Genomic DNA, 18,327 nt, shown 5'->3' on the forward strand with positions numbered 1-18,327 from the left:
TGTGGGTTTCCTAACTGGCGGCCTGGGCGGCCGGTGCGCGTTCGCGGCGCAGCATCTCGCCGGCCAGGCCGAGATACGCGATGGCGCCACGCGACTCGCGGTCGTAGAGGTTGATCGGTTTGCCGTGGCTCGGTGCTTCGGCCAGGCGGATGTTGCGCGGGATGATCGAGCGCAGCAGCTTCTCGCCGAAGTGCTTGTGCAACTGGGCCGAGACGTCGTTGCTCAGGTTGTTGCGCACGTCGTACATGGTCCGCAGCAAGCCTTCGATCTCGAGGCCCGGATTGAGTCGCTTGCGCACGGCCTTGATCGTATCGACCAGGCTCGACAGACCCTCCAGGGCGAAGTACTCGCACTGCATCGGAATCAGCACGCCGTGCGCCGCGGTCAGGGCATTCAGGGTGAGCAGGTGCAGCGATGGCGGGCAATCGATCAGGATCGTGTGGTAGCGATCGCCAAGCTTGTCGAGTTGTTCCTTCAGGCGATGCTCGCGGGCCAGCGCGTCCATCAGCTTGATTTCGGCGGCAGTCAGGTCGCCGCTGCCAGGCAACAGGTCGAAGCCACCCTCGGTCTTGACGATCGCGCTGTCGATGGATGCCTCCTCGAGCAGCACGTCGCAGCCATTCGGCTTGGCCTCGCGCTTGTCGATGCCCGCGGCCATGGTCGCATTGCCCTGCGGATCGAGATCCACGAGCAGGATGCGCCGACGCGTTTCCGCGAGCGCCGCAGCGAGATTGACCGCCGTGGTGGTCTTGCCGACCCCACCCTTCTGGTTTGCGATGGCGATGATGCGTGTCATGAAGGTTTCCGGGCAGCCGGTCCATCCCCGCTGCGCTTGATGATGACCAGATGTCGCTCGGCGTCGAGGCCCGGCACGGCAAGCCGATGCACGGCCTCGACGACAAAGCCCGAGGGCAGATTGTCGAGCTCATCCTGAGGGAATCGCCCCTTCAGCGCCAGCCATCGGCCGTCGTCCGCGAGCAAATGGCCACCCCAGCCCAGCATGTCGGCCAGTGTCGCGAATGCGCGTGCCGTCACGCAATCATACCGGCCGCTGGCGCTTTCGGCGCGAGCCTCGACGATCCGCGCATGCGCCAGATGCAATTGGCGCACTGCTTCGCGCAGAAAGCGCGCCTTCTTGCCGTTCGAATCGACCAGGCAAACCTCGAGCTCTGGCCTTGCCAGGGCCAGAGGAATGCCCGGCAGGCCTGCGCCAGTGCCCAGATCGGCCAGGGACCGACCTTCCACGTAAGGCAGGATTGCCAGTGAATCGAGCAGATGGCGGGTCACCATCTCGCCCGCATCGCGCACGGCAGTCAGGTTGTAGGCGGTGTTCCAGCGTAGCAGCAGGTCGACGTAGTCGAGCAACTGCTCGACGACGGCATCGCCCAGTGTCAGATTCAGCGCCGTCAGCCCGGAGCGCAGCCGCTGCCGCAGCGGTTCGCGTTCGGACATGAGTCGCTCGGAATCGAAGGGGGCGTCAGTATCGGGGTGCAAGCGCCTGAAATCCAGCGTCGCAGCGCCCCGTTTCCCCGGGAGAAGCGCCTGGGTTCGATCGGTGCGGGCGCACGTGGCCGCCCAGGACGGTCCCGACATGGGCGATAGTGACGCAAGCGGACCGCGCGATCGTCGCGCGAAAAGAGGGCGGGGCGATATCAGGCGGCGTTGCGCAGATCGATGCGCGTTACCAACAGGCCGCGTTCGCGGACTTCGCCGTTGAGACCCTGCTTGAGCCAGGCCCTGCGTTCGAGCGGATCGGTGGGAAGCGCACTGCTGCCCAGGAGCTCACTGGCCCGTTCGTGGAGCAGCGTATCTACCGATTCGATGACGTTGTCGGCGCGCTGCGGATCCAGCACCTGGAAATAGACCGACGCCGAGCAATCTTCGCCGGTGCTCAGGGCGGCCCGGACCTCGATGGTGCTGCCGCTCAGACTCATCTTGTGGGAGACACGCTCGACCAGGGGCATCACGAAATGCATGCCGGCACCGACGAAGCGGATTTGTCCTCCGAACCGGCGCAGCGAATAGACCTGGCCTTCCGGGATTCGGCGCACAGAGGCCAGCGCCAGCAGCACCAGCGAGACAAGCATGAGGGACAGCAGCGGGGTCAACATTTTCTTGCACCTACAAGAGGTTATCCAGTGAACCTCAGGTTGAGCCTAACAAAATTTTCTTCAGGCTGGAATAACAGAGTCTTAACACTATCGCGCGAATCGGGACAATCAATGCTGAACGGAATCACAGTTTCGCGTTGTCTTGCCCGGAAAAGACCCGTAGGCCGCAGCACGGAACCAAGCAAATGCAATGCCAGATTGGCCGGCGCTTACCGGCCGAATTCGTGCTCGAGAGTCAATTTGAAGCCCGTTTGCCGGGCTGCCAACGTTGTCAATCTGGCACCTATGGGCGGCCTGATCGCGTTGTCTGGATTCACCGCATTGCGTCGTCGCCGCCTGAACTGAGCCGAACGGCAGTGACGAAAAACCCCGCTTCGGCGGGGTTTTTTTGTTCGAACGTTTTCGCATCGGGACGAGCCGATGCGGAAACAACCCGGTCTTCGGACCGGGCGCCGTTTCGGATCCCGGGCTCCGCGCGCACCGGGCTGGCTGCACAGAATGTCGACGCGTCAGGGCTTCAGATGCGTCTCGAACAGCTTGAGGATGCGCCGGTATTCGTCGTACCAGGAATCGGGATGGACGAAGCCGTGGCGCTCGAGCGGGTAGCCGGCGAGTTCGAAGTCGTCCTTGTGCAGCTCGACCAGCCGCTGGAACAGCCGTACGGAATCCTGATACAGCACGTTGTCGTCGATCATGCCGTGCGCGATCAGCAGGCCGCCCTTCAAGCCGTCCGCGAACTCGATCGGCGAGGAGCGGCGGTAGGCGATCGGATCGACTTGCGGCGTGTTGAGGATGTTCGAGGTGTATTCGTGGTTGTAGGAGGTCCAGTCGGTGACCGGCCGCAGGGCGGCGCCGGCGGCGAAGACCTCCGGTGCGCGGAACATGGCCATCAGGCTCATGAAGCCGCCGTAGGAGCCGCCATAGAGGCCGACACGCTGGCTGTCGACCGACTGATTGGCGACCAGCCAGTTGACGCCGTCGACGAGATCCTCCAGTTCGGGATGGCCCATCTGGCGGTAGATCGCGGTGCGCCAGTCGCGGCCGTAGCCTTCCGAAGCGCGATAGTCCATGTCGAGGACCAGATAGCCCTTCTCGGTCAGCAGGTTGTGGAACATCTGCTCGCGGAAGTAGTACGGATAGCTGAGATGGACGTTCTGCGTATAGCCGGCGCCGTGCACGAACAGTACGGCCGGATACTTCTTCGCCGGGTCAAAATCGGCCGGCTTGTAGAACTTGGCGTAGATCGGGCGCGCGGCATGCGACGAGGGCACCTGGACGATGTCCAGCTTCGGCCAGGCGAGCGCCTTGTATTCCGGTGTCCGCGTATCGGTCAGCGACCGCGCCGCGCCGCCGGCGGCATCCTGCACGGCCAGTTGCGCTGGCAGGTACGGGCCCGACTGCAGCAGGGCGAGGCGGCTGCCGTCCGCGGACAGCACGAAGGCATCGAGGCCGCCGCCGGAGCGGCTCACCTGCTGCAGTGCGCCGCCCGTCGAGGCGACCCGGAACACGTCGTAGGAATACGGCGCCTCGACATTGGCACGCACATAGAACCAGCGGCCATCGGCGGAAAGCGTCGGTTCGGCGATCTCGAACTGTCCGGAAGTCAGTGCCTTGGCGCGACTGCCAGGCTGCTTCAGGTAGAGCTGCGAATAACCGCTCTCCTCGGACAGGTACCACATGGCCCGTCCATCCGGAGTCCAGCCAAAATCGTTGAAGTTCCAGTTGATCCAGGCCGGATCGGTGAGGCGGTGCTGGCTGACCAGCTTGCCCTTGGCGAAGTCGACCGTGGCAATCCAGCGATCCTTGTTGTCGATGGCGCGCAACTGGATGGCCACCCGGCCACCGTCCCGGCTCCAGACGATGTCCGCAACCGTCATCGCGCGTACCTCGGCTTCGCTGGGCTTCCTGTCCTTGCGGCCCGCGTCCTTTTCCTTGTCCTTGCCGCGCTTTTCGTCGGCGGACCGATTTTCATCGCGAATCTTCTTCAACGGGTCGTCGTGGCTGCCGGGCAGGTCGGCCAGGGACAGTTCGCGTGCCTCGTGCGCATCCAGATCGAGCAGCCACAATTTGCTCGGCGCCGGTACGTTGCGACCGACGCGCACGCGCTCGTCTTCCTGTTCCTCGTAACCCGATTCGGTCACGTAGCGCTGGAGTTTGCCGATCTTGCCCTCGTCATAGGACTTGTCCTTGGTCACGACGAGAAGATGGCGCCCGTCGGGTGACAGCGAGCTGCCATCGATGGCCACATCGTCGCCGAGATAGAACGGCAGCGGCGTGCGCGTCGGGTCGCCCTTGCGGAAGGATTCCTCATTGGCCTTCGTCGCCTCGCGGTCGTCCCTGATGGAACGCAAGGTCGAGAACAGGCGCAGCTGCAACTCGCCGAGGTCGTCGGGTTTCTTGTCTTCCGGATCCTTTTCGGCGCGAAGGATCGCCGCTGGCCCGGTCACGCCACTGGCGATGTCGTGACTGAACCAGTCGTTGCCTGTACGGAACTGCACGGCCCGGCCGTCGGCCGAGAACTGCGGCGAGGTTTCCTTTTCAGTGGTTCGGGTGACCTGGGTCAAACGTCCGCTGCCGGTCTCGCGCAGGAAGACATCACCATTGCGCACGAATGCGGCACGCCTGCGTGCACCATCGAAGACGGAGCGCGGACCGTCCGCACTGGCCATCGCAGCGGGCTCGACGACGACATCGGTCGAACTGGCCGGATCCACCCGATGCAGGTCGCGCACGCTCGAACCCTTGCGCTTGAGGCTGTAGTAGATCGATTTGCCGTCGACGCTCCAGTAAGGCGCTTCGACCGGGGCGCCGATCCAGTCCGGATCGGCCATGGCCTGATCCAGCGTTATGGCCCGGGCCGGGGCGGCGAGCACGCACAGCAGTGCGAACAGGAAAGCAGCGGTGGAACGGGGCATCGGCAGGATCTCCATCGGGACGCAAGCCCCACAGCATAACCGCTGGCGCGCGCCGGGCCATGCGCCGAAAGTCAGCGCAGCCGGGACCGGCATCGAAGGCGATGATGGACATCGCCCGGTGCTTGGCATCGGCATCCGTTTCGGGCAGCCTGCCGGGTCGACCCCTCCAGGAAGTTCCCATGTTGCTCGACTGCGTACAGACCGAAACCGGACCGAACCCGACCTTCGCGGTGATCTGGCTGCATGGCCTCGGCGCGGACGGCAACGACTTCGGGCCGATCGTGCCGGAACTGGTGGCCGCCGGTTGGCCGTCGATCCGCTTCGTGTTTCCGCACGCGCCACGGCGACCGATCACGATCAATGGCGGCATGAGCATGCGCGCCTGGTACGACATCACCGGCATGGAAATCGCCCAGCGCCAGGACGAAGCCGGAATCCGCGCCTCGATGGCCCAATTGGAGGCGCTGATCGCACGCGAGGTCGAGCGTGGCATTCCCTCCACGCGCATCTTCCTGGCCGGCTTCTCGCAGGGGGCGGCGATGGTCCTCTCCGGCGGTCTGCGCCATGCCAACCCGCTGGCCGGCATCATCGCCCTGTCCGGTTACCTGCCGCTGGAAAAGCAGCTTGAAGCGGAACGTTCGGCGGCCAATGCCCATGTGCCACTCTTCCTCGCCCATGGCAGCCTCGATCCGGTTGTGCCGCAAACCCTCGGCATGCTCAGCCGCGACTTCCTGCGCGCCCATGGCTACAGCGTCGACTGGCACAGTTATGCGATGGCCCATCAGGTCTGCAGCGAGGAAATCCGCGACCTGCGCACCTGGCTCGGTGAACGAATGGCACCAGCGGTCGCTTGAGCCGCATCGCCGGCTGGATTGTCAGGCTGGCATGGGGGAAGCTTTGCGGGTGGGAGCCGGGAGCTGGCCTGACCGGATCGGGCTCCAGCACGGACAGCGCCGACGACCACGTGGGTCGGCGTATCGCATTCGCCTGGGGAGCCGGCATGGCCGAAGCCGAAAAGCATCGATGGTTGCCGCAGTTCTGCAGCCTGCCGACCTTGTACGCATTGATGGTGGTCGCCGAAATCGTCGCCCTGGTCATCGCCATGGCTCCGGACCGGGTCGCGCGCTCCTGGCTCATCGAACTCGCCATCGCCAGCGTCTTCGTGCAATGGCTGGCCTTGCTCAACGCCGTGGTCCTGTGCTCGTCGCGGGAGTCGCTCGAACGACTGCCCGCACGCTGGGGATTCTTCGCGGCATGGCTGCTGGCCGTGGTCACCACCGCGCTCGGCAGCGCCGTGGTCTATTCGATGGATCATGCCCTGGGTTTCGGCCTGACTGCGCCGTCCGGGGCAGGTTGGCGATTTTCCCTTGGCAACGCCGCCATCTGCGCCCTGATCGCCGCCGCGTTGCTGCGCTACCTGTACATTCGCGAGCTGTGGCAGGAGCGCGTGCACGCCGCCGCCAAGGCCCAGGTGGATGCGTTGCAGGCGCGCATCCGGCCGCACTTCCTGTTCAACAGCATGAACACGATCGCCAGCCTGATCCGCAAGCGGCCGCTCGACGCCGAACGGGCCGTCGAAGACCTGTCCGACCTGTTTCGTGCCGCCCTCGGTACGCGTGAAACCCTGGCCACCCTGGGCGAGGAGCTCGATCTGATCGGCCACTACCTGCGCATCGAAAGCCTGCGCCTCGGCGAGCGCCTGAACATCGAACTGGATATCGCGGGCCTGCCGCGTGACCTGCCGATGCCGCCCCTGCTGCTGCAGCCACTGGTCGAAAACGCGGTCTATCATGGCATCCAGCGCATGCCGCAGGGCGGCACCCTGAGCATTCGCGGACGCCGCCGGAACGGTGAGGTCGAGATCGTCGTGCGCAATCCGGTACCCGATGATGCGGCACAACCGCGCAATGCGCATGCGCTCGGCAACGTGCGCGCGCGCATCGCGTACCATTTCGGCGACAAGGGTGCCCTGGTCGTGCAACCGGCGCGCGGGGAATTCACGGTGACTGTGCGCATGCCAGACGAAACCAAGCCATGAAAGCGTTGATCGTCGACGATGAGCCACTTGCGCGGGAGCGCCTGGTCGACCTGCTCGGCGCCCTCGATTCGGTCGAGGTGGTCGGCGAAGCGAGCGACGGTCGCGAGGCGATCGAAGCGGTCGAACGCCTGAAGCCGGACCTGGTCCTGCTCGATATCCGCATGCCGCGCATGGATGGACTCGAAGCGGCGCGCCATCTGGGTGGATTCGAGAACGCGCCGGCCATTGTCTTCTGCACGGCCTACGACGAACATGCGCTGGCCGCGTTCGATGCCAACGCAGTCGACTACCTGCTCAAGCCGATCCGCGCCGAGCGCCTGCGCACGGCCATCGAGCGCGCCGGCCGCTTCAACCGCGAAGCGCTCAGGATGATCGAGCACAACGAAGCCACGACGCGTGAGCGCAGCCACCTTTGCGCCAGGGTCCGTGGCAACCTGGTGCTGGTTCCGATCGCCGAAATCGATTACCTGCTGGCCGAGGACAAATATGTGATCGTGCATCATGCCGGAAGCGAAGTGCTGATCGAGGAACCCTTGAAGTCGCTCGAGTCCGAATTCGGAACGCGCTTCGTGCGCATCCATCGCAACTGTCTGGTCGCACTCGACAAATTGTCCGGACTCGACCGCACGGCCGACGGCCGCGTGCTGGCCCGGCTCGAAAACGTCGACGCCGAGCTCGAAGTCAGCCGGCGCAACCTGCCGGCACTGCGCAAGCTGGTGCGATCGCTGTGAAGCATCTGCGCATCGCCACGAGAAAGAGCGCGCTGGCCCTGTGGCAGGCCGAGCATGTCGCCGCGCGCCTGCGCGCCGTCCACTCCGATCTCGAAGTCGAGCTGGTGCCGATGACCACGCGCGGCGACCAGGTCCTCGATCGTCCGCTCTCCGAGATCGGCGGCAAGGGCCTGTTCCTCAAGGAACTCGAAGTCGCGATGCTCGAGCATCGGGCCGACATTGCCGTGCATTCGCTCAAGGATGTGCCGATGGAACTCGAGCCGGGTTTCGCCATCGGCGCCGTGCTCGAGCGCGCCGACGCCGCGGATGCTTTCGTCAGCAACACCGTGGAGCGCCTCGATCAATTGCCGGAAGGGGCCCGTGTCGGCACCTCGTCGCTGCGTCGGCAGGCGCAATTGCGTTCGCTGCGGCCCGATCTGAGCCTTCTCGACCTGCGTGGCAACGTCAACACGCGCCTGGCCAGGCTCGACGACGGACACTACGACGCGATTATCCTGGCCTGTGCCGGCCTCGAGCGGCTCGGGCTGGGCGAGCGCATCCGGTCACGGCTGGTGGCGCCCGACTGGATTCCGGCGGTAGCCCAGGGCGCGATCGCCATCGAACAACGTGTTGCGGATGTCGGCGTCGCCGCCCTGGTCGGGGTGCTCGATGATGCCGGAACGCGGCGCTGCGTCGAGAGCGAGCGGGCGATGAACCGCCGCCTGCACGGCAGCTGCAATGTGCCGGTCGCCGGCTATTGCGTGGAGACCGAAAGTGGTCTGGTCCTGTACGGCCTGGTGGGCGATGCGGGGAGCGGCGATCTGGTCCGGGCCGAGGTCGAATGGTCAGGGCGCGAGGGCGGCCTTGCCCTCGGCGAACAGGTGGCCGAACTGCTGCTCGAACGCGGCGCCGCGGAAATCCTCGGCCGCCTTAGCCCGGCCTGAACTCACGGGAAAGGAACGGATCCGACGGATCCGTTCCCGGCAGTGGCTGGCTCAGAACTTGTAGACAAGGTTGGTCGTGACCAGCTGGTCGGTCTTCTTCTTGCCCGGGCTGACATCCGAGTTGTGGCGGATCTGGTAGCCGAGCTTGAGCGCGAGCTTCTCGTTCATGCTGACCGCAAGGCTGGCATCATTCTGCAGGAAGGTGTTGTTCGACCCGGTTTCGATCAGGCTCGTGTTCTCGAACGAGGTCACGTCGTTGAACTTGTGCTTGAACGTGATCAGTCCGCGACCGACCACGTTGCCCTCGACATCGGGGTCGATGATCGTGGTCACCGGTGGGTCGCCGGCGGTCACGGTATACGGCCGCTTGTCGAGGCGCCGATAACCCGGACCGATTTCGGCCGACAGCTCGGTCTGCTGGTTCTTGATGATCGTGTAGCCGTAGCCCAGTGAGATCACCCACTGGTAGGAATACGGCGAGAAGTCGTCGTTCTCGTAGCGCGCGGCGCCGACCAGGTAGCTGCGTTCGTCGAACTTGTAGCCCGACGAGGCGCCCGCTTCGTAGCGGTTCGCGGTCAGCTTGTAGTCGCCGTCGGTCTCGCCCTTGCTGCGCAATGCATTGAGGAAGAAGTTGTGCTTCCACTGCGCATCCTCCTTCTTGAAGGCCAGCTTCGCATTGAGGTTCTGCGACTTGGTGTTGCCCGAGGTGGCGGCGAAACCGACTTCGCCGGCACCGGTCCATTCACCGTCTTCGGCGTGGACCATGGCGGGAATCGCGAGCAACAGGGCGCTCGCCAGAACGGCGTTCTTCATCTTCGATACCTTGCTTTCTGGGGAATTGACGTCGGTGCCCGGAAGGGCTCGTTGGGCGGGGATGCTAACGGCCCGAATTGAATGCCAAGTGAACAGGCGCCAGAGGCGTTGCAGCCGAAACGATTGTTTGCAGCTGGCCTAACGCGCGCCGTAATAGAGCATGACGGTATGCCTGGCCTCGGCAAAGAACAGCCAGCGCTCGACGAAGAGGCCGGTCATTCCGGTCACCAGGGCGATCCAGGCGCCGACGCGCCACGATCCCGGAACGAATACGGCCAGCAGGGCCAGTGCCGCAGGGAGCAGAAATCCGGCCACGACCACGATCCGCCGCAGCTTGCGCGAATGCTTGCGGGCGATGCGGAATCCCATCTCGTGGGTCAGGTAGTTTTCTTCGGTGTGCGGCTGTTCGAACGAGCGTACCGTTCCGAGATGACCCAGGCCTGTGGCGACCCCGGTCGTCGATTCGCGTTCGCGGTCGATGAAGCGCCAGTAGAAATGCTTGAGCAGTGCCCCGGCCAGGGCCGCTGCCACTACGCCGGCCAGCAGCCAGCGCGTGCCGCGCATGTGGCCATGGGGCAAGGTGCACAGGGCCCACGCGAGCAGGCCGCCACTGTAGATGCCGAGCAGCAGATAGCCGGCGACGACGTAGCGGTTGTGCCAGGCACGCACCGGCTTCAGGCAAGCATAGATGTTGCCCGTGCAGAACACGGTCAGCACGGAGCCGATTGCGAGCAGCGTGCCGAGTATGGCCAGGGTCGTCGCGGTGAACCACAGCGTACCGCCGACCACCGGCTCGTCCCCGATCGTGCGCATGATCCATGCATCGTGAGCCACCACTACGGCAATTCCGAGGGCCGGAGCGAACGTGAAAATCGCGGTCACGCCCTCGCGGGATAGCCACGAGCTGCGCCACTGCGAAAAGGCCCGCCATGCGCGCGCGGGTCTGCCGAGATGCCAGAGCGATGAGAGCAGGCCCGAGCTGACGAGCAGGAACCCGGCTGCGAGCCCATAGATGTGAAACCCTGGCCAGCGCAGCAGGGTCAGGAATTCGCCGGAGGATGTCTCCGGCCAGAACATGGCCAGGGCAACGCCGACAATCATCCACAACCCATACCCGGCCCCGGACATGACGGTGAAGAAGAGGATCGAGAAGCTCGGCCGCATGGTCTGTGGTTCTCAGCGCGAAAGGACGCGATCGACCCAGCGCAGCAGCGGCGACATCTGCGCGGTGTCGATCGATTCGGTGACGGTCGCCTTCGCTGCGGTCGTCCCGTCACGACGCGGTCGCGGTGGCAGGTAGCGGTTGACCGGCGCGTAGCCCAGCTCCGGCATCAGCGCGTAGCCGCCGCGCTCGGCCACCAGTCTCGAGACAGCGGAGTCGCTGTCGCCGAGATCACCGAAATGGCGCGCCCGGGTCGGACAGGCCATCACGCAGGCCGGCTGACGGTCCGCTTCATCGAGCGTCTCGTTGTAGATGCGGTCGACGCACAGCGTGCATTTCTGCATGACTCCACGTTTCGCACTGAGCTCGCGGGCGCCATAGGGACATGCCCAGGCACACAACTGGCAACCGATGCACTTGTCCTCGTCGACCAGCACGATGCCGTCCTCGGCGCGCTTGTAGCTCGCCCCGGTTGGACACACCGTCACGCAGGCTGGCGTCTCGCAATGCAGGCACGAACGGGGGAAGTGGACGCTCATTGCATTCGCGGGATTCGGGATTGGGGATTCGGGATTCGAACGAGCAGCTCGCGGCTCCGCTTTACCCAATCTCGAATCCCCAATCCCTGATCCCTGCACTTCATAACCATGCACCCGATTGAACCAGACCCCCATCGGCTCGGCCCCGTACGGATCGGCGTCAGGCAAAGGACCGAAGGCACCACCATCGTTCCATTCCTTGCAGGCGACCGCGCAGGCATGGCAGCCGACGCAGGTGTCGAGATCGATGACGAGCCCCAGTTTCCTCGGGCCGGCAGTCGGAAGCGAAGTCATGGCATTCGCTTCTGCAGCAGAAAGGTGTTTGACACTTCGCCCGGTCGCATCCCGGTATAGCTGTCTTCGATGACCTCGAGCAGATCGAGGCCGTGATTCCTCGCGGTCCGCATGATCGTCGCCTGGGGAATGGCGTGCATCTCCATCGCCTGCTTGTCGAAGTCCTCGCGCAGGTAGTGTTCGAGTCGAAATTCGTAGTCGACGCGAAAAGTCGGCACCTGGAAGTAGGCGAAGCCACCTGGCCTTAGCCGAGCGAACACACGTTCGAGGATTGCGCGGATGACCGGGGGTGGATTGTGTTGCAGCACGATGACCGAATAGAAAAGGTCGAACGGTGCCAGCGTGTCGAGCATCTCGATGCCGACCAGGCGCTTGAACTCGACCTGGGTGATGCCCTCGGCCTGAAGGTGCTGCTGGGCAAGGGCGAGGTGTCCCGGCGAAACATCGCACGCGAGCACATGCGCGCAGCGACGCGCCAGCCACGCCGTGATCCGACCGACGCCGCAGCCGAGTTCGAGGCAGGTGGTGTCGGCGCGAAGTTCGAAGCCGGCACGCGCGAGGGCGGCCGTGAGCCGTTCGACGTCGACCTTTCCACTGGCATTGAATGCATCGATGTTCCCCGCCAGTTGCGCAGGCTTGAATTTCTCGTTGGTGATGACGGAAAAGTGTGGCTCGGTATCACCGAAGCGCGTCCAGGTTCTGGCGATATGTTCCAGCAATCGCGCGACTTCGGTTGGATCATCGACGTCGTCGATGCGCATGCGTTGCTCGTTGCCTGAAAGTGAAGGTCGCCGGTTGCCGTTCGCCCGAAGGGCAAACTCCTCCGAGGCCATGAAGCACCGGCGAATCTCGGCGGAACCACGCAGGGCAGCGGCCATCTGCCTGACTGTGCGAGGATCGTCCGGCTCGCGGTCGAGGAAGAGCCGGTAGGCCCAGACGATCGCCTCATTGTCGGGCCCGGTCAGCGCCCGTCGCGTGCGTGAGAGCAGGCGGCCGATCATCTGTGGCAGGCCTTCGCGTTGCACGATGTCTGGCGGATCGGGACGTACGGGTTCATCGGTTCGAGGGCTCCTTCAAAAAAGTCGTGTTCGCCATCGCACAGCTAGCGCAGCGGCCAGAACAGCGGGATCAGGTACATCGACAGGGCGCAGAAGATCGCGATCAGCGGAATGCCGACGCGCATGAAATCCATGAAGCGGTAGCCACCCGCGTAGTAGACCATCGTATTGGTCGGATAGCCGACCGGTGTCGCGAACGAGGTCGCTGCGGCAAAGGCGACGGCGACCACGAACGGGCGCGGATCGGCGCCGACCGTATGCGCCACCGAAATGGCGATGCCGACCATCAGCACGACTGACGGATTGTGACCCATCAGCTCGGTCAGCAGCGCGGTCAGCAGGTAGACCATGAGCAGGGCGGCCAGCGGGCCGTGCTCGCCGACGATGCCCATGCCGGCCTGGACCAGGGTGTGCGACAGGCCGCTGTTCTCGATCGCCGTGCCGAGCGGCAGGATCGCCGCGAGCAGGACGATGATCTTCCAGTCGATGCCCTGGTAGAGATCCTTGCGGCCGTAGCAACCCGCAATCGCCATGGCCACGGCGCCGGCTATCGCCGCAACCGGGATCGGCAGCCAGTGCAGGCCCGAGATGACCACCACCGAAACCATGATCAGCACCGCCGCGATCGCCCGCCGCGAGGTGCGTCGCGTGTCCTCGCGCTCGCTCAGCACGACGAAGCGCTCGTCGCTGCGCAGGGCGGACGCGGCTTCGTCGCTGACCAGCAGCAGGAGGACGTCGCCGGCGGTCAGGCGCACGTCCTTGAGTTTGTCGCGCAGGATCCTTCCGCGCTGGTGGATGGCCAGGGCGATCGCATCGTGGTTGCTCTTGAAATCGAGCTCCTCGAGCGAGCTGCCCTCGATCGTGGTGGCTGGCTTGACCATGACCTCTACCAGGGTGCGCGCGCTGCTCTTGTCGTGGCCGTAACGGTTCTCCGGGTCGATTTCGAGCACGGCGCGCTTGCGGAAATCCTCGATCTTGTCCCAGTCGCCGCGCACCAGCAGCACGTCGTCGACTTCGAGCTGCTGCGAGCGCGGCGACCACAGGTGGCGATCGCCACGCAGCAATTCGAGCGGATAAATCCCGAATTTGTCGCCAAGTTTGGCATCGGCGATGGTCTGGCCGACCAGCGGTGAATCGGCGGTGATTTTCAGCTCGGTCACATATTTGCCGATGTCGGTCTCGGCGGCGGCGACCGGCGAGATCTCCTCCGGTAGCAGCCAGCGCCCGACCAGCATCAAGTAGGTGATGCCGACCACGGCGAGCAGGGCGCCGAGGCGGGTGAACTCGAAAACGCCGAAACCGGACAGGCCGTGCTGCTGGGCCAGGCTGTCGGCGAGCAGGTTCGAGGAGGTGCCGATCAGCGTGCAGACGCCGCCCATTTGCGCCGCGTAGGCCATCGGCAACAGCACGCGCGCCGGAGAGGTGCCGGTATTCGCGCAGACGCGCAGAGCCAGTGGCAGGAAGGTCGCGACGAGGGCGATGTTCTTGACGAAGGCGCCCATCGGTGCGATCGCCAGCATCAGGCACAGGGTCAGCAACCAGGGTTTCCGAATCCGCGAGAGCAGCCGGCCGAGTGGATCGAGTGCTCCCGAACGCTCGATGCCGAGGCTCAACGCGAACATCGCGGCTACCGTAATCGTTGCCTCGTTGCTGAACCCGGCCAGGGCCTCGGCTGGCGTGATCAACTGCAGTACGACCAGAAGCACGAGCACGATCAGGGCGACGATGTCGATGCGCACCTTCTCGCTGGCGAACAGCGAAATCGCCCCGATGACGAGAATCAGGGTCATCCATTGCGGGGCAGTCATCCGGAGGTCCTCGCAGGGCGGAGTTCGATGCGATGCCCATCCTGATGCGGCTCGGGGTCGCGTTCAATGCGGACGCGCAGATCGAACCAGGCGGCCTGGCCGGTGACCGGATCGGCGTTGGCGTAGGCGTGCGGGTCCGTGCTCGCCGGCAGGCGTTCGTCGATCAGATGGTTGAGCAGGAAGCCATCGACATTCTCTGGCGCATCGGCATCGAGTTTCCAGGCACTCTTGCGCTTGCCGATCGCGTTCCAGGTCCATAGCGTCCCCGGAGCGGTTGCCTCGTGCAGCCTGGCCTGCACACGGATGCGTCCGAGCGGCGAGACCAGCCATATCCAGTCGCGGTCGGCGACGCCGTGGGCGGCCGCGGTTTGCGGGTTGAGATAGAGAAAGTTGCGCGCCGTGATCTGGCGCAGCCAGGCATTCTGCGAACCCCAGCTGTGGTACATGAACATCGGCCGCTGGGTTATGGCTGAGAGGGGGTATCGAGCGCTTTCCGAGAGGTCCGCACAGGGATCTGCGGTTCCGTTCTGCACTGCGCGGACCGATCCGCATGAAGATACCTTCTCGTACCAGATCGGCAACGGATCGAAATAACGTTCGACACGCTCGCGCTCGCGTTCGGGAGGTTGTTGCGGGCCATGGCCCTGCGCGGCGAGGCGGAATCGCTGCAGGGTCTCGCAATACAGTTGCAGGACGATCGGTTCGGTCGAGCCGAGGAAACCGAGCGAGCGGGCCCAGGCCAGGTAGTCGCGATTAGCCATCTTGTAGTAGCGCGCCGAATCGGGGACGCGCGCCTCCCAGACGCAGCCGTGCTCCACATAGCGCTGTATCTGCGCGGGGTTCGGTTCGCCGAAACCGCTCTTCGTGCCGTCATCGCCGCGCCAGCCGGCGAGCATGCCGACGCCCGGCGCGCGCTCGTGTTCGACCATGTACTGGGCGAAGCCCCGTGGGTATTTCGCCGTGCCATCCTCGTTGACCAGGCCTGGCAGGCCGATCCGCGCGCCGAGGTCGATCAGAACGTCCTGGAACGGCCGCACCTCGCGATCCGGCGCGATTACCGGTTGGCGGATCGCATCGGCCGCGCAATCGGCATCCGAGATCGGGCGGTCGAGCATGCTGATGCAGTCGTGGCGCTCAAGGTAGGTCGTGTCGGGCAGGACGAGATCGGCGAAGGCGACCGTCTCGGACAGGTAGGCGTCGGAATAGATGATGTGCGGAATGCGGTATTCGCCGCTCGCGGCATCGCGATCGCAGAGCATGGCCCGGGTCTCGCTCGTGTTCATCGACGAGTTCCAGCCCATGTTGGCCATGAACATGAACAGCGTATCGATGCGGTACGGGTCGCCGGCCCAGGCGTTGCGGATCACCGAATGCATGAGGCCGTGCGCGGCCAGCGGGTACTCCCAGGAGTAGGCCTTGTCGAGTCGGCGCGGCCTTCCTTCGGCATCGACCAGCAGGTCCGCTGGCGACTGCACGTAACCGAGCGGACCGCCATCCAGCGCGCCGTTGTCCTTGCGCGACTTGCCCGGCCGGTTCGGCGGTGGTGCCGGCTTCGGATACGGCGGCTGGTAGCGGAAGCTGCCGGGCGTGTCGATCGCACCGAGCAGCATCTGCAGGACATGCAGGGTGCGACAGGTATGGAATCCGTTGGCGTGCGCCGAGATGCCGCGCATCGCGTGCATCGCGACCGGACGCCCGAGCATCGTCTCGTGGTGGCGGCCGTGTGCATCGGTCCAGGGCTGGTCAAGCGTGATGGCCTGGTCGAAGGCGGTTTCGGCCAGTTCCCGGGCGAGACGCCGGATCGTCTCGACGCTGACCCCGCAGCGCTCGCTGACCGCGGCCGGTGCATAGTCGTCGCATAGAAATCGTTCGGCCAGCAACTGGAACGAGGGCACCGCCTTGCGCCCGTCGGGCAGGGTGAATTCGCCGACCACCATCGGCGCGATCCCGACATCACTCGCCCGAACGATTTCATGTTCCTCACCGTCGTCCCCGCGAAGGCGGGAACCGTGTGCCTGTTCCGCGGAGCCTGAAGTCGCTGGACCCCAGCCTGCGCCGGGATGACGGAGGTTTGAGCGTGCCGCGCACAATGCATTCCCTTCCGCGTCGCGCGCGACCAGGCCGTCGTCGGCTGCGCCCGGATCGCGGATCACCAGATGATGCGCATTGGTGTAGCGCACCAGGTAGTCCAGGTCGATGCGATCTGCACGCAGCAATTCGTGGATCAGGGCGCCGGCGAGCAATCCATCGGTGCCCGGATTGATCGGCACCCACTCGTCGGCGATCGCGCCGTAGCCGGTGCGCACCGGATTGATCGCGACGATCTTCGCGCCGCGCGCCTTGAGCTTGCCAAGGCCGAGCTTGATCGGATTCGAATCGTGATCCTCGGCGACGCCCCAGAGCATCAGGTACCGGGTCAAGTCCCAGTCCGGTTCACCGAATTCCCAGAAACTGCCGCCGAAGCTGTACATGCCGGCGGCGGCCATGTTGACCGAGCAGAAACCGCCGTGGGCGGCGTAGTTGATCGTACCGAACTGCTGTGCCCACCAGCCGGTCAGGGCCTGCGACTGGTCGCGGCCGGTGAAGAAGGCGAGTTCGTCGGGGTTGCGCGCACGGATGTCGCCCAGCCACTTGGCAGCGAGCGCAAGGGCCTCGTCCCATTCGATCTCGCGGAACTCGCCGGCTCCGCGCTCGCCGACCCGCAGCAGCGGCTTGGACAGGCGCGCCGGCGAATAATGCTGCTTGATGCCGGACGAGCCCTTGGCGCAGATGACGCCACGATTGACCGGGTGCCTGGGATTGCCATCGATGTAGCGGACGCGGCCATCTTTCAGATGAACGCGAATACCGCAGCGGCACGCGCACATGTAGCACGTGGTCGTCTTGACCTCGTCACCGGTGGGCGTGTTCAGGGCCAGAGAGGCGTGCGGCATCTTCCAGGCGTGCGCTGTTCAGGAATCCGTGATGGTAATGGTTAAATCCGGGCACAGGGGCACTGCCCGGGAAAAGCCAGATTTCGGGCCGCGCAAATCCTTGTTTCGACTCGAATCTGCGCGCTCTTTCGTTTTTCATGGAGATGCCTGATGCCAGCTATGAAGTGGCTTGGATGGGCGCTTTTCGGGACCCTCGCGATGCACGCACGTGCCGGTTCGCCGGACTGGCAGGAGCAGGACAGCTGGAATCGTCTGTTCAGCGAAGCGGGCGTTGCCGGTACCGCCGTCATCTACGACGAAACCGGCCAACGCTGGCTGGTCCATGACCGCGAGCGCGCCAGCCGCGCCTACTCGCCGGCTTCGACCTTCAAGGTCTTCAATGCGATGGCCGCCCTCGACAGCGGGGCGGTCAAGGACGAGTTCGAGGTGATCCGCTGGGACGGCAAGGAGCGCATGTACCCGATGTGGAACCGCGACCACAGCCTGGCCAGCGGCATGAAGTACTCGGTGGTCTGGTTCTATCAGGAAATGGCCCGCCGCATCGGCGCCGGTCGCATGCAGCGCTGGCTCGACCAGGTCGGATACGGCAACCATCGCATCGGCGGCGCCATCGACATGTTCTGGCTCGACGAATCGTTGCGCATCTCGGCGATCCAGCAGGTCGAATTCCTGCGTCGCCTGGCCAATGGATCGCTGCCATTCTCCGAACGCGCACAGGAAGCCGTGCGCCGCATCACGATCATCGAGGACGCGCCAGGCTGGATCCTGCATGCCAAGACCGGCTGGGCGACCCATGGTGCCGCCGACGGCAAGGCCGATCTCGGCTGGGTCGTCGGCTGGCTCGAACGCGATGGCCGGCGCTGGTTCTATGCCCTCAACATCGACATGCCCGATTCTGCCGACGCCGCCAAACGCCTGCCCCTGGCCCGGCAACTGCTGGCCGAAGTCGGCGCCTTCGGCCATCAACCGTAGGGGCGGGTCTCAGACCCGCCCGCTCTGTTG

Annotated in this window: 15 protein-coding genes; 5 read left to right on the plus strand and 10 right to left on the minus strand. The window is 64.9% G+C overall.

The window, feature by feature from the left end; translation table 11 throughout:
* Positions 1 to 10 precede the first annotated feature (10 nt).
* The 4 genes from BM125_RS02570 to BM125_RS02585 form a co-directional block, all read right to left on the minus strand.
* A complete protein-coding gene (locus BM125_RS02570) occupies positions 11 to 796 on the minus strand; it encodes a ParA family protein (RefSeq protein ID WP_092404563.1) in 786 nt (261 codons plus the stop codon).
* Positions 793 to 1,452, minus strand: a complete 660-nt coding sequence (rsmG, locus tag BM125_RS02575; RefSeq protein ID WP_092404565.1) for a 16S rRNA (guanine(527)-N(7))-methyltransferase RsmG — start codon at positions 1,450 to 1,452, stop codon at positions 793 to 795. The genes BM125_RS02570 and rsmG overlap by 4 nt, the downstream gene beginning before the upstream one ends.
* A 200-nt stretch (positions 1,453 to 1,652) precedes the next feature.
* Positions 1,653 to 2,111 carry an SPFH domain-containing protein gene (locus tag BM125_RS02580; RefSeq protein WP_092404567.1) on the minus strand — a complete coding sequence of 153 codons (459 nt, stop codon included), beginning with the start codon at positions 2,109 to 2,111 and terminating at the stop codon, positions 1,653 to 1,655.
* 509 nt (positions 2,112 to 2,620) lie between these two features.
* Positions 2,621 to 5,026 (minus strand): S9 family peptidase, encoded by a 2,406-nt coding sequence (locus BM125_RS02585; protein ID WP_092404649.1) that lies wholly within the window; start codon positions 5,024 to 5,026, stop codon positions 2,621 to 2,623.
* Between the two features lie 179 nt (positions 5,027 to 5,205).
* Between BM125_RS02585 and BM125_RS02590 the strand changes: the two genes are divergently transcribed.
* The 4 genes from BM125_RS02590 (at position 5,206) to hemC (ending at position 8,718) form a co-directional block, all read left to right on the plus strand.
* The gene (locus BM125_RS02590; protein ID WP_092404651.1) at positions 5,206 to 5,880 is read left to right on the plus strand and encodes an alpha/beta hydrolase; all 675 of its coding nucleotides are present in this window, start codon (positions 5,206 to 5,208) and stop codon (positions 5,878 to 5,880) included.
* A 146-nt stretch (positions 5,881 to 6,026) separates the two neighbouring features.
* Complete coding sequence (locus tag BM125_RS02595; RefSeq protein WP_092404569.1) at positions 6,027 to 7,064, plus strand: sensor histidine kinase; 1,038 nt, start codon at positions 6,027 to 6,029, stop codon at positions 7,062 to 7,064.
* Entirely contained in the window at positions 7,061 to 7,795 is a 735-nt protein-coding gene (locus tag BM125_RS02600) for a LytR/AlgR family response regulator transcription factor (RefSeq protein ID WP_092404571.1), read from the plus strand. The genes BM125_RS02595 and BM125_RS02600 overlap by 4 nt, the downstream gene beginning before the upstream one ends.
* Complete coding sequence (gene hemC, locus BM125_RS02605; protein WP_092404573.1) at positions 7,792 to 8,718, plus strand: hydroxymethylbilane synthase; 927 nt, start codon at positions 7,792 to 7,794, stop codon at positions 8,716 to 8,718. The genes BM125_RS02600 and hemC overlap by 4 nt, the downstream gene beginning before the upstream one ends.
* A 51-nt stretch (positions 8,719 to 8,769) precedes the next feature.
* On the opposite strand, the gene BM125_RS02610 is transcribed toward hemC, so the two are convergent.
* The 6 genes from BM125_RS02610 to BM125_RS02635 all read right to left on the minus strand — a co-directional run bounded on the left by BM125_RS02610 (position 8,770) and on the right by BM125_RS02635 (position 17,325).
* Positions 8,770 to 9,531, minus strand: coding sequence for a DUF481 domain-containing protein (locus BM125_RS02610; RefSeq protein ID WP_092404575.1), 762 nt, complete (start codon positions 9,529 to 9,531; stop codon positions 8,770 to 8,772).
* 138 nt (positions 9,532 to 9,669) lie between these two features.
* Positions 9,670 to 10,695 carry a dimethyl sulfoxide reductase anchor subunit family protein gene (locus tag BM125_RS02615; RefSeq protein WP_092404577.1) on the minus strand — a complete coding sequence of 342 codons (1,026 nt, stop codon included), beginning with the start codon at positions 10,693 to 10,695 and terminating at the stop codon, positions 9,670 to 9,672.
* A 12-nt stretch (positions 10,696 to 10,707) separates the two neighbouring features.
* A complete protein-coding gene (locus tag BM125_RS20890; protein WP_342741285.1) occupies positions 10,708 to 11,232 on the minus strand; it encodes a 4Fe-4S dicluster domain-containing protein in 525 nt (174 codons plus the stop codon).
* Between the two features lie 290 nt (positions 11,233 to 11,522).
* Complete coding sequence (locus tag BM125_RS02625; RefSeq protein WP_092404581.1) at positions 11,523 to 12,551, minus strand: class I SAM-dependent methyltransferase; 1,029 nt, start codon at positions 12,549 to 12,551, stop codon at positions 11,523 to 11,525.
* 77 nt (positions 12,552 to 12,628) lie between these two features.
* Positions 12,629 to 14,392: an SLC13 family permease gene (locus tag BM125_RS02630; protein WP_092404583.1), complete on the minus strand. Its 1,764-nt coding sequence runs from the start codon at positions 14,390 to 14,392 to the stop codon at positions 12,629 to 12,631.
* On the minus strand, positions 14,389 to 17,325 hold the full coding sequence (locus BM125_RS02635) for a molybdopterin oxidoreductase family protein (RefSeq protein WP_092404585.1): 2,937 nt from the start codon (positions 17,323 to 17,325) through the stop codon (positions 14,389 to 14,391). Before BM125_RS02635 ends, BM125_RS02630 begins: the two co-directional genes overlap by 4 nt.
* A gap of 150 nt (positions 17,326 to 17,475) precedes the next feature.
* Here BM125_RS02635 and blaOXA point away from each other — a divergent pair, with 150 nt between their 5' ends.
* Positions 17,476 to 18,297, plus strand: a complete 822-nt coding sequence (gene blaOXA / locus BM125_RS02640; RefSeq protein ID WP_092404587.1) for a class D beta-lactamase — start codon at positions 17,476 to 17,478, stop codon at positions 18,295 to 18,297.
* Positions 18,298 to 18,327: the final 30 nt, after the last annotated feature.

The sequence above is a fragment of the Dokdonella immobilis genome (genome assembly GCF_900115085.1).
GTDB lineage: Bacteria > Pseudomonadota > Gammaproteobacteria > Xanthomonadales > Rhodanobacteraceae > Dokdonella > Dokdonella immobilis.

What these genes read in the sequence shown, in the direction of transcription:
- BM125_RS02615 (WP_092404577.1), bottom strand. Translation starts at nt 10,695, where the DNA reads ATGCGGCCGAGCTTCTCGATCCTCTTCTTCACCGTCATGTCCGGGGCC.
- rsmG (WP_092404565.1), bottom strand. Translation starts at nt 1,452, where the DNA reads ATGTCCGAACGCGAACCGCTGCGGCAGCGGCTGCGCTCCGGGCTGACG.
- BM125_RS02635 (WP_092404585.1), bottom strand. Translation starts at nt 17,325, where the DNA reads ATGCCGCACGCCTCTCTGGCCCTGAACACGCCCACCGGTGACGAGGTC.
- BM125_RS02630 (WP_092404583.1), bottom strand. Translation starts at nt 14,392, where the DNA reads ATGACTGCCCCGCAATGGATGACCCTGATTCTCGTCATCGGGGCGATT.
- BM125_RS02570 (WP_092404563.1), bottom strand. Translation starts at nt 796, where the DNA reads ATGACACGCATCATCGCCATCGCAAACCAGAAGGGTGGGGTCGGCAAG.
- BM125_RS02610 (WP_092404575.1), bottom strand. Translation starts at nt 9,531, where the DNA reads ATGAAGAACGCCGTTCTGGCGAGCGCCCTGTTGCTCGCGATTCCCGCC.
- BM125_RS02600 (WP_092404571.1), top strand. Translation starts at nt 7,061, where the DNA reads ATGAAAGCGTTGATCGTCGACGATGAGCCACTTGCGCGGGAGCGCCTG.
- BM125_RS02580 (WP_092404567.1), bottom strand. Translation starts at nt 2,111, where the DNA reads ATGTTGACCCCGCTGCTGTCCCTCATGCTTGTCTCGCTGGTGCTGCTG.
- BM125_RS20890 (WP_342741285.1), bottom strand. Translation starts at nt 11,232, where the DNA reads ATGAGCGTCCACTTCCCCCGTTCGTGCCTGCATTGCGAGACGCCAGCC.
- BM125_RS02595 (WP_092404569.1), top strand. Translation starts at nt 6,027, where the DNA reads ATGGCCGAAGCCGAAAAGCATCGATGGTTGCCGCAGTTCTGCAGCCTG.
- blaOXA (WP_092404587.1), top strand. Translation starts at nt 17,476, where the DNA reads ATGCCAGCTATGAAGTGGCTTGGATGGGCGCTTTTCGGGACCCTCGCG.
- BM125_RS02590 (WP_092404651.1), top strand. Translation starts at nt 5,206, where the DNA reads ATGTTGCTCGACTGCGTACAGACCGAAACCGGACCGAACCCGACCTTC.
- BM125_RS02585 (WP_092404649.1), bottom strand. Translation starts at nt 5,026, where the DNA reads ATGCCCCGTTCCACCGCTGCTTTCCTGTTCGCACTGCTGTGCGTGCTC.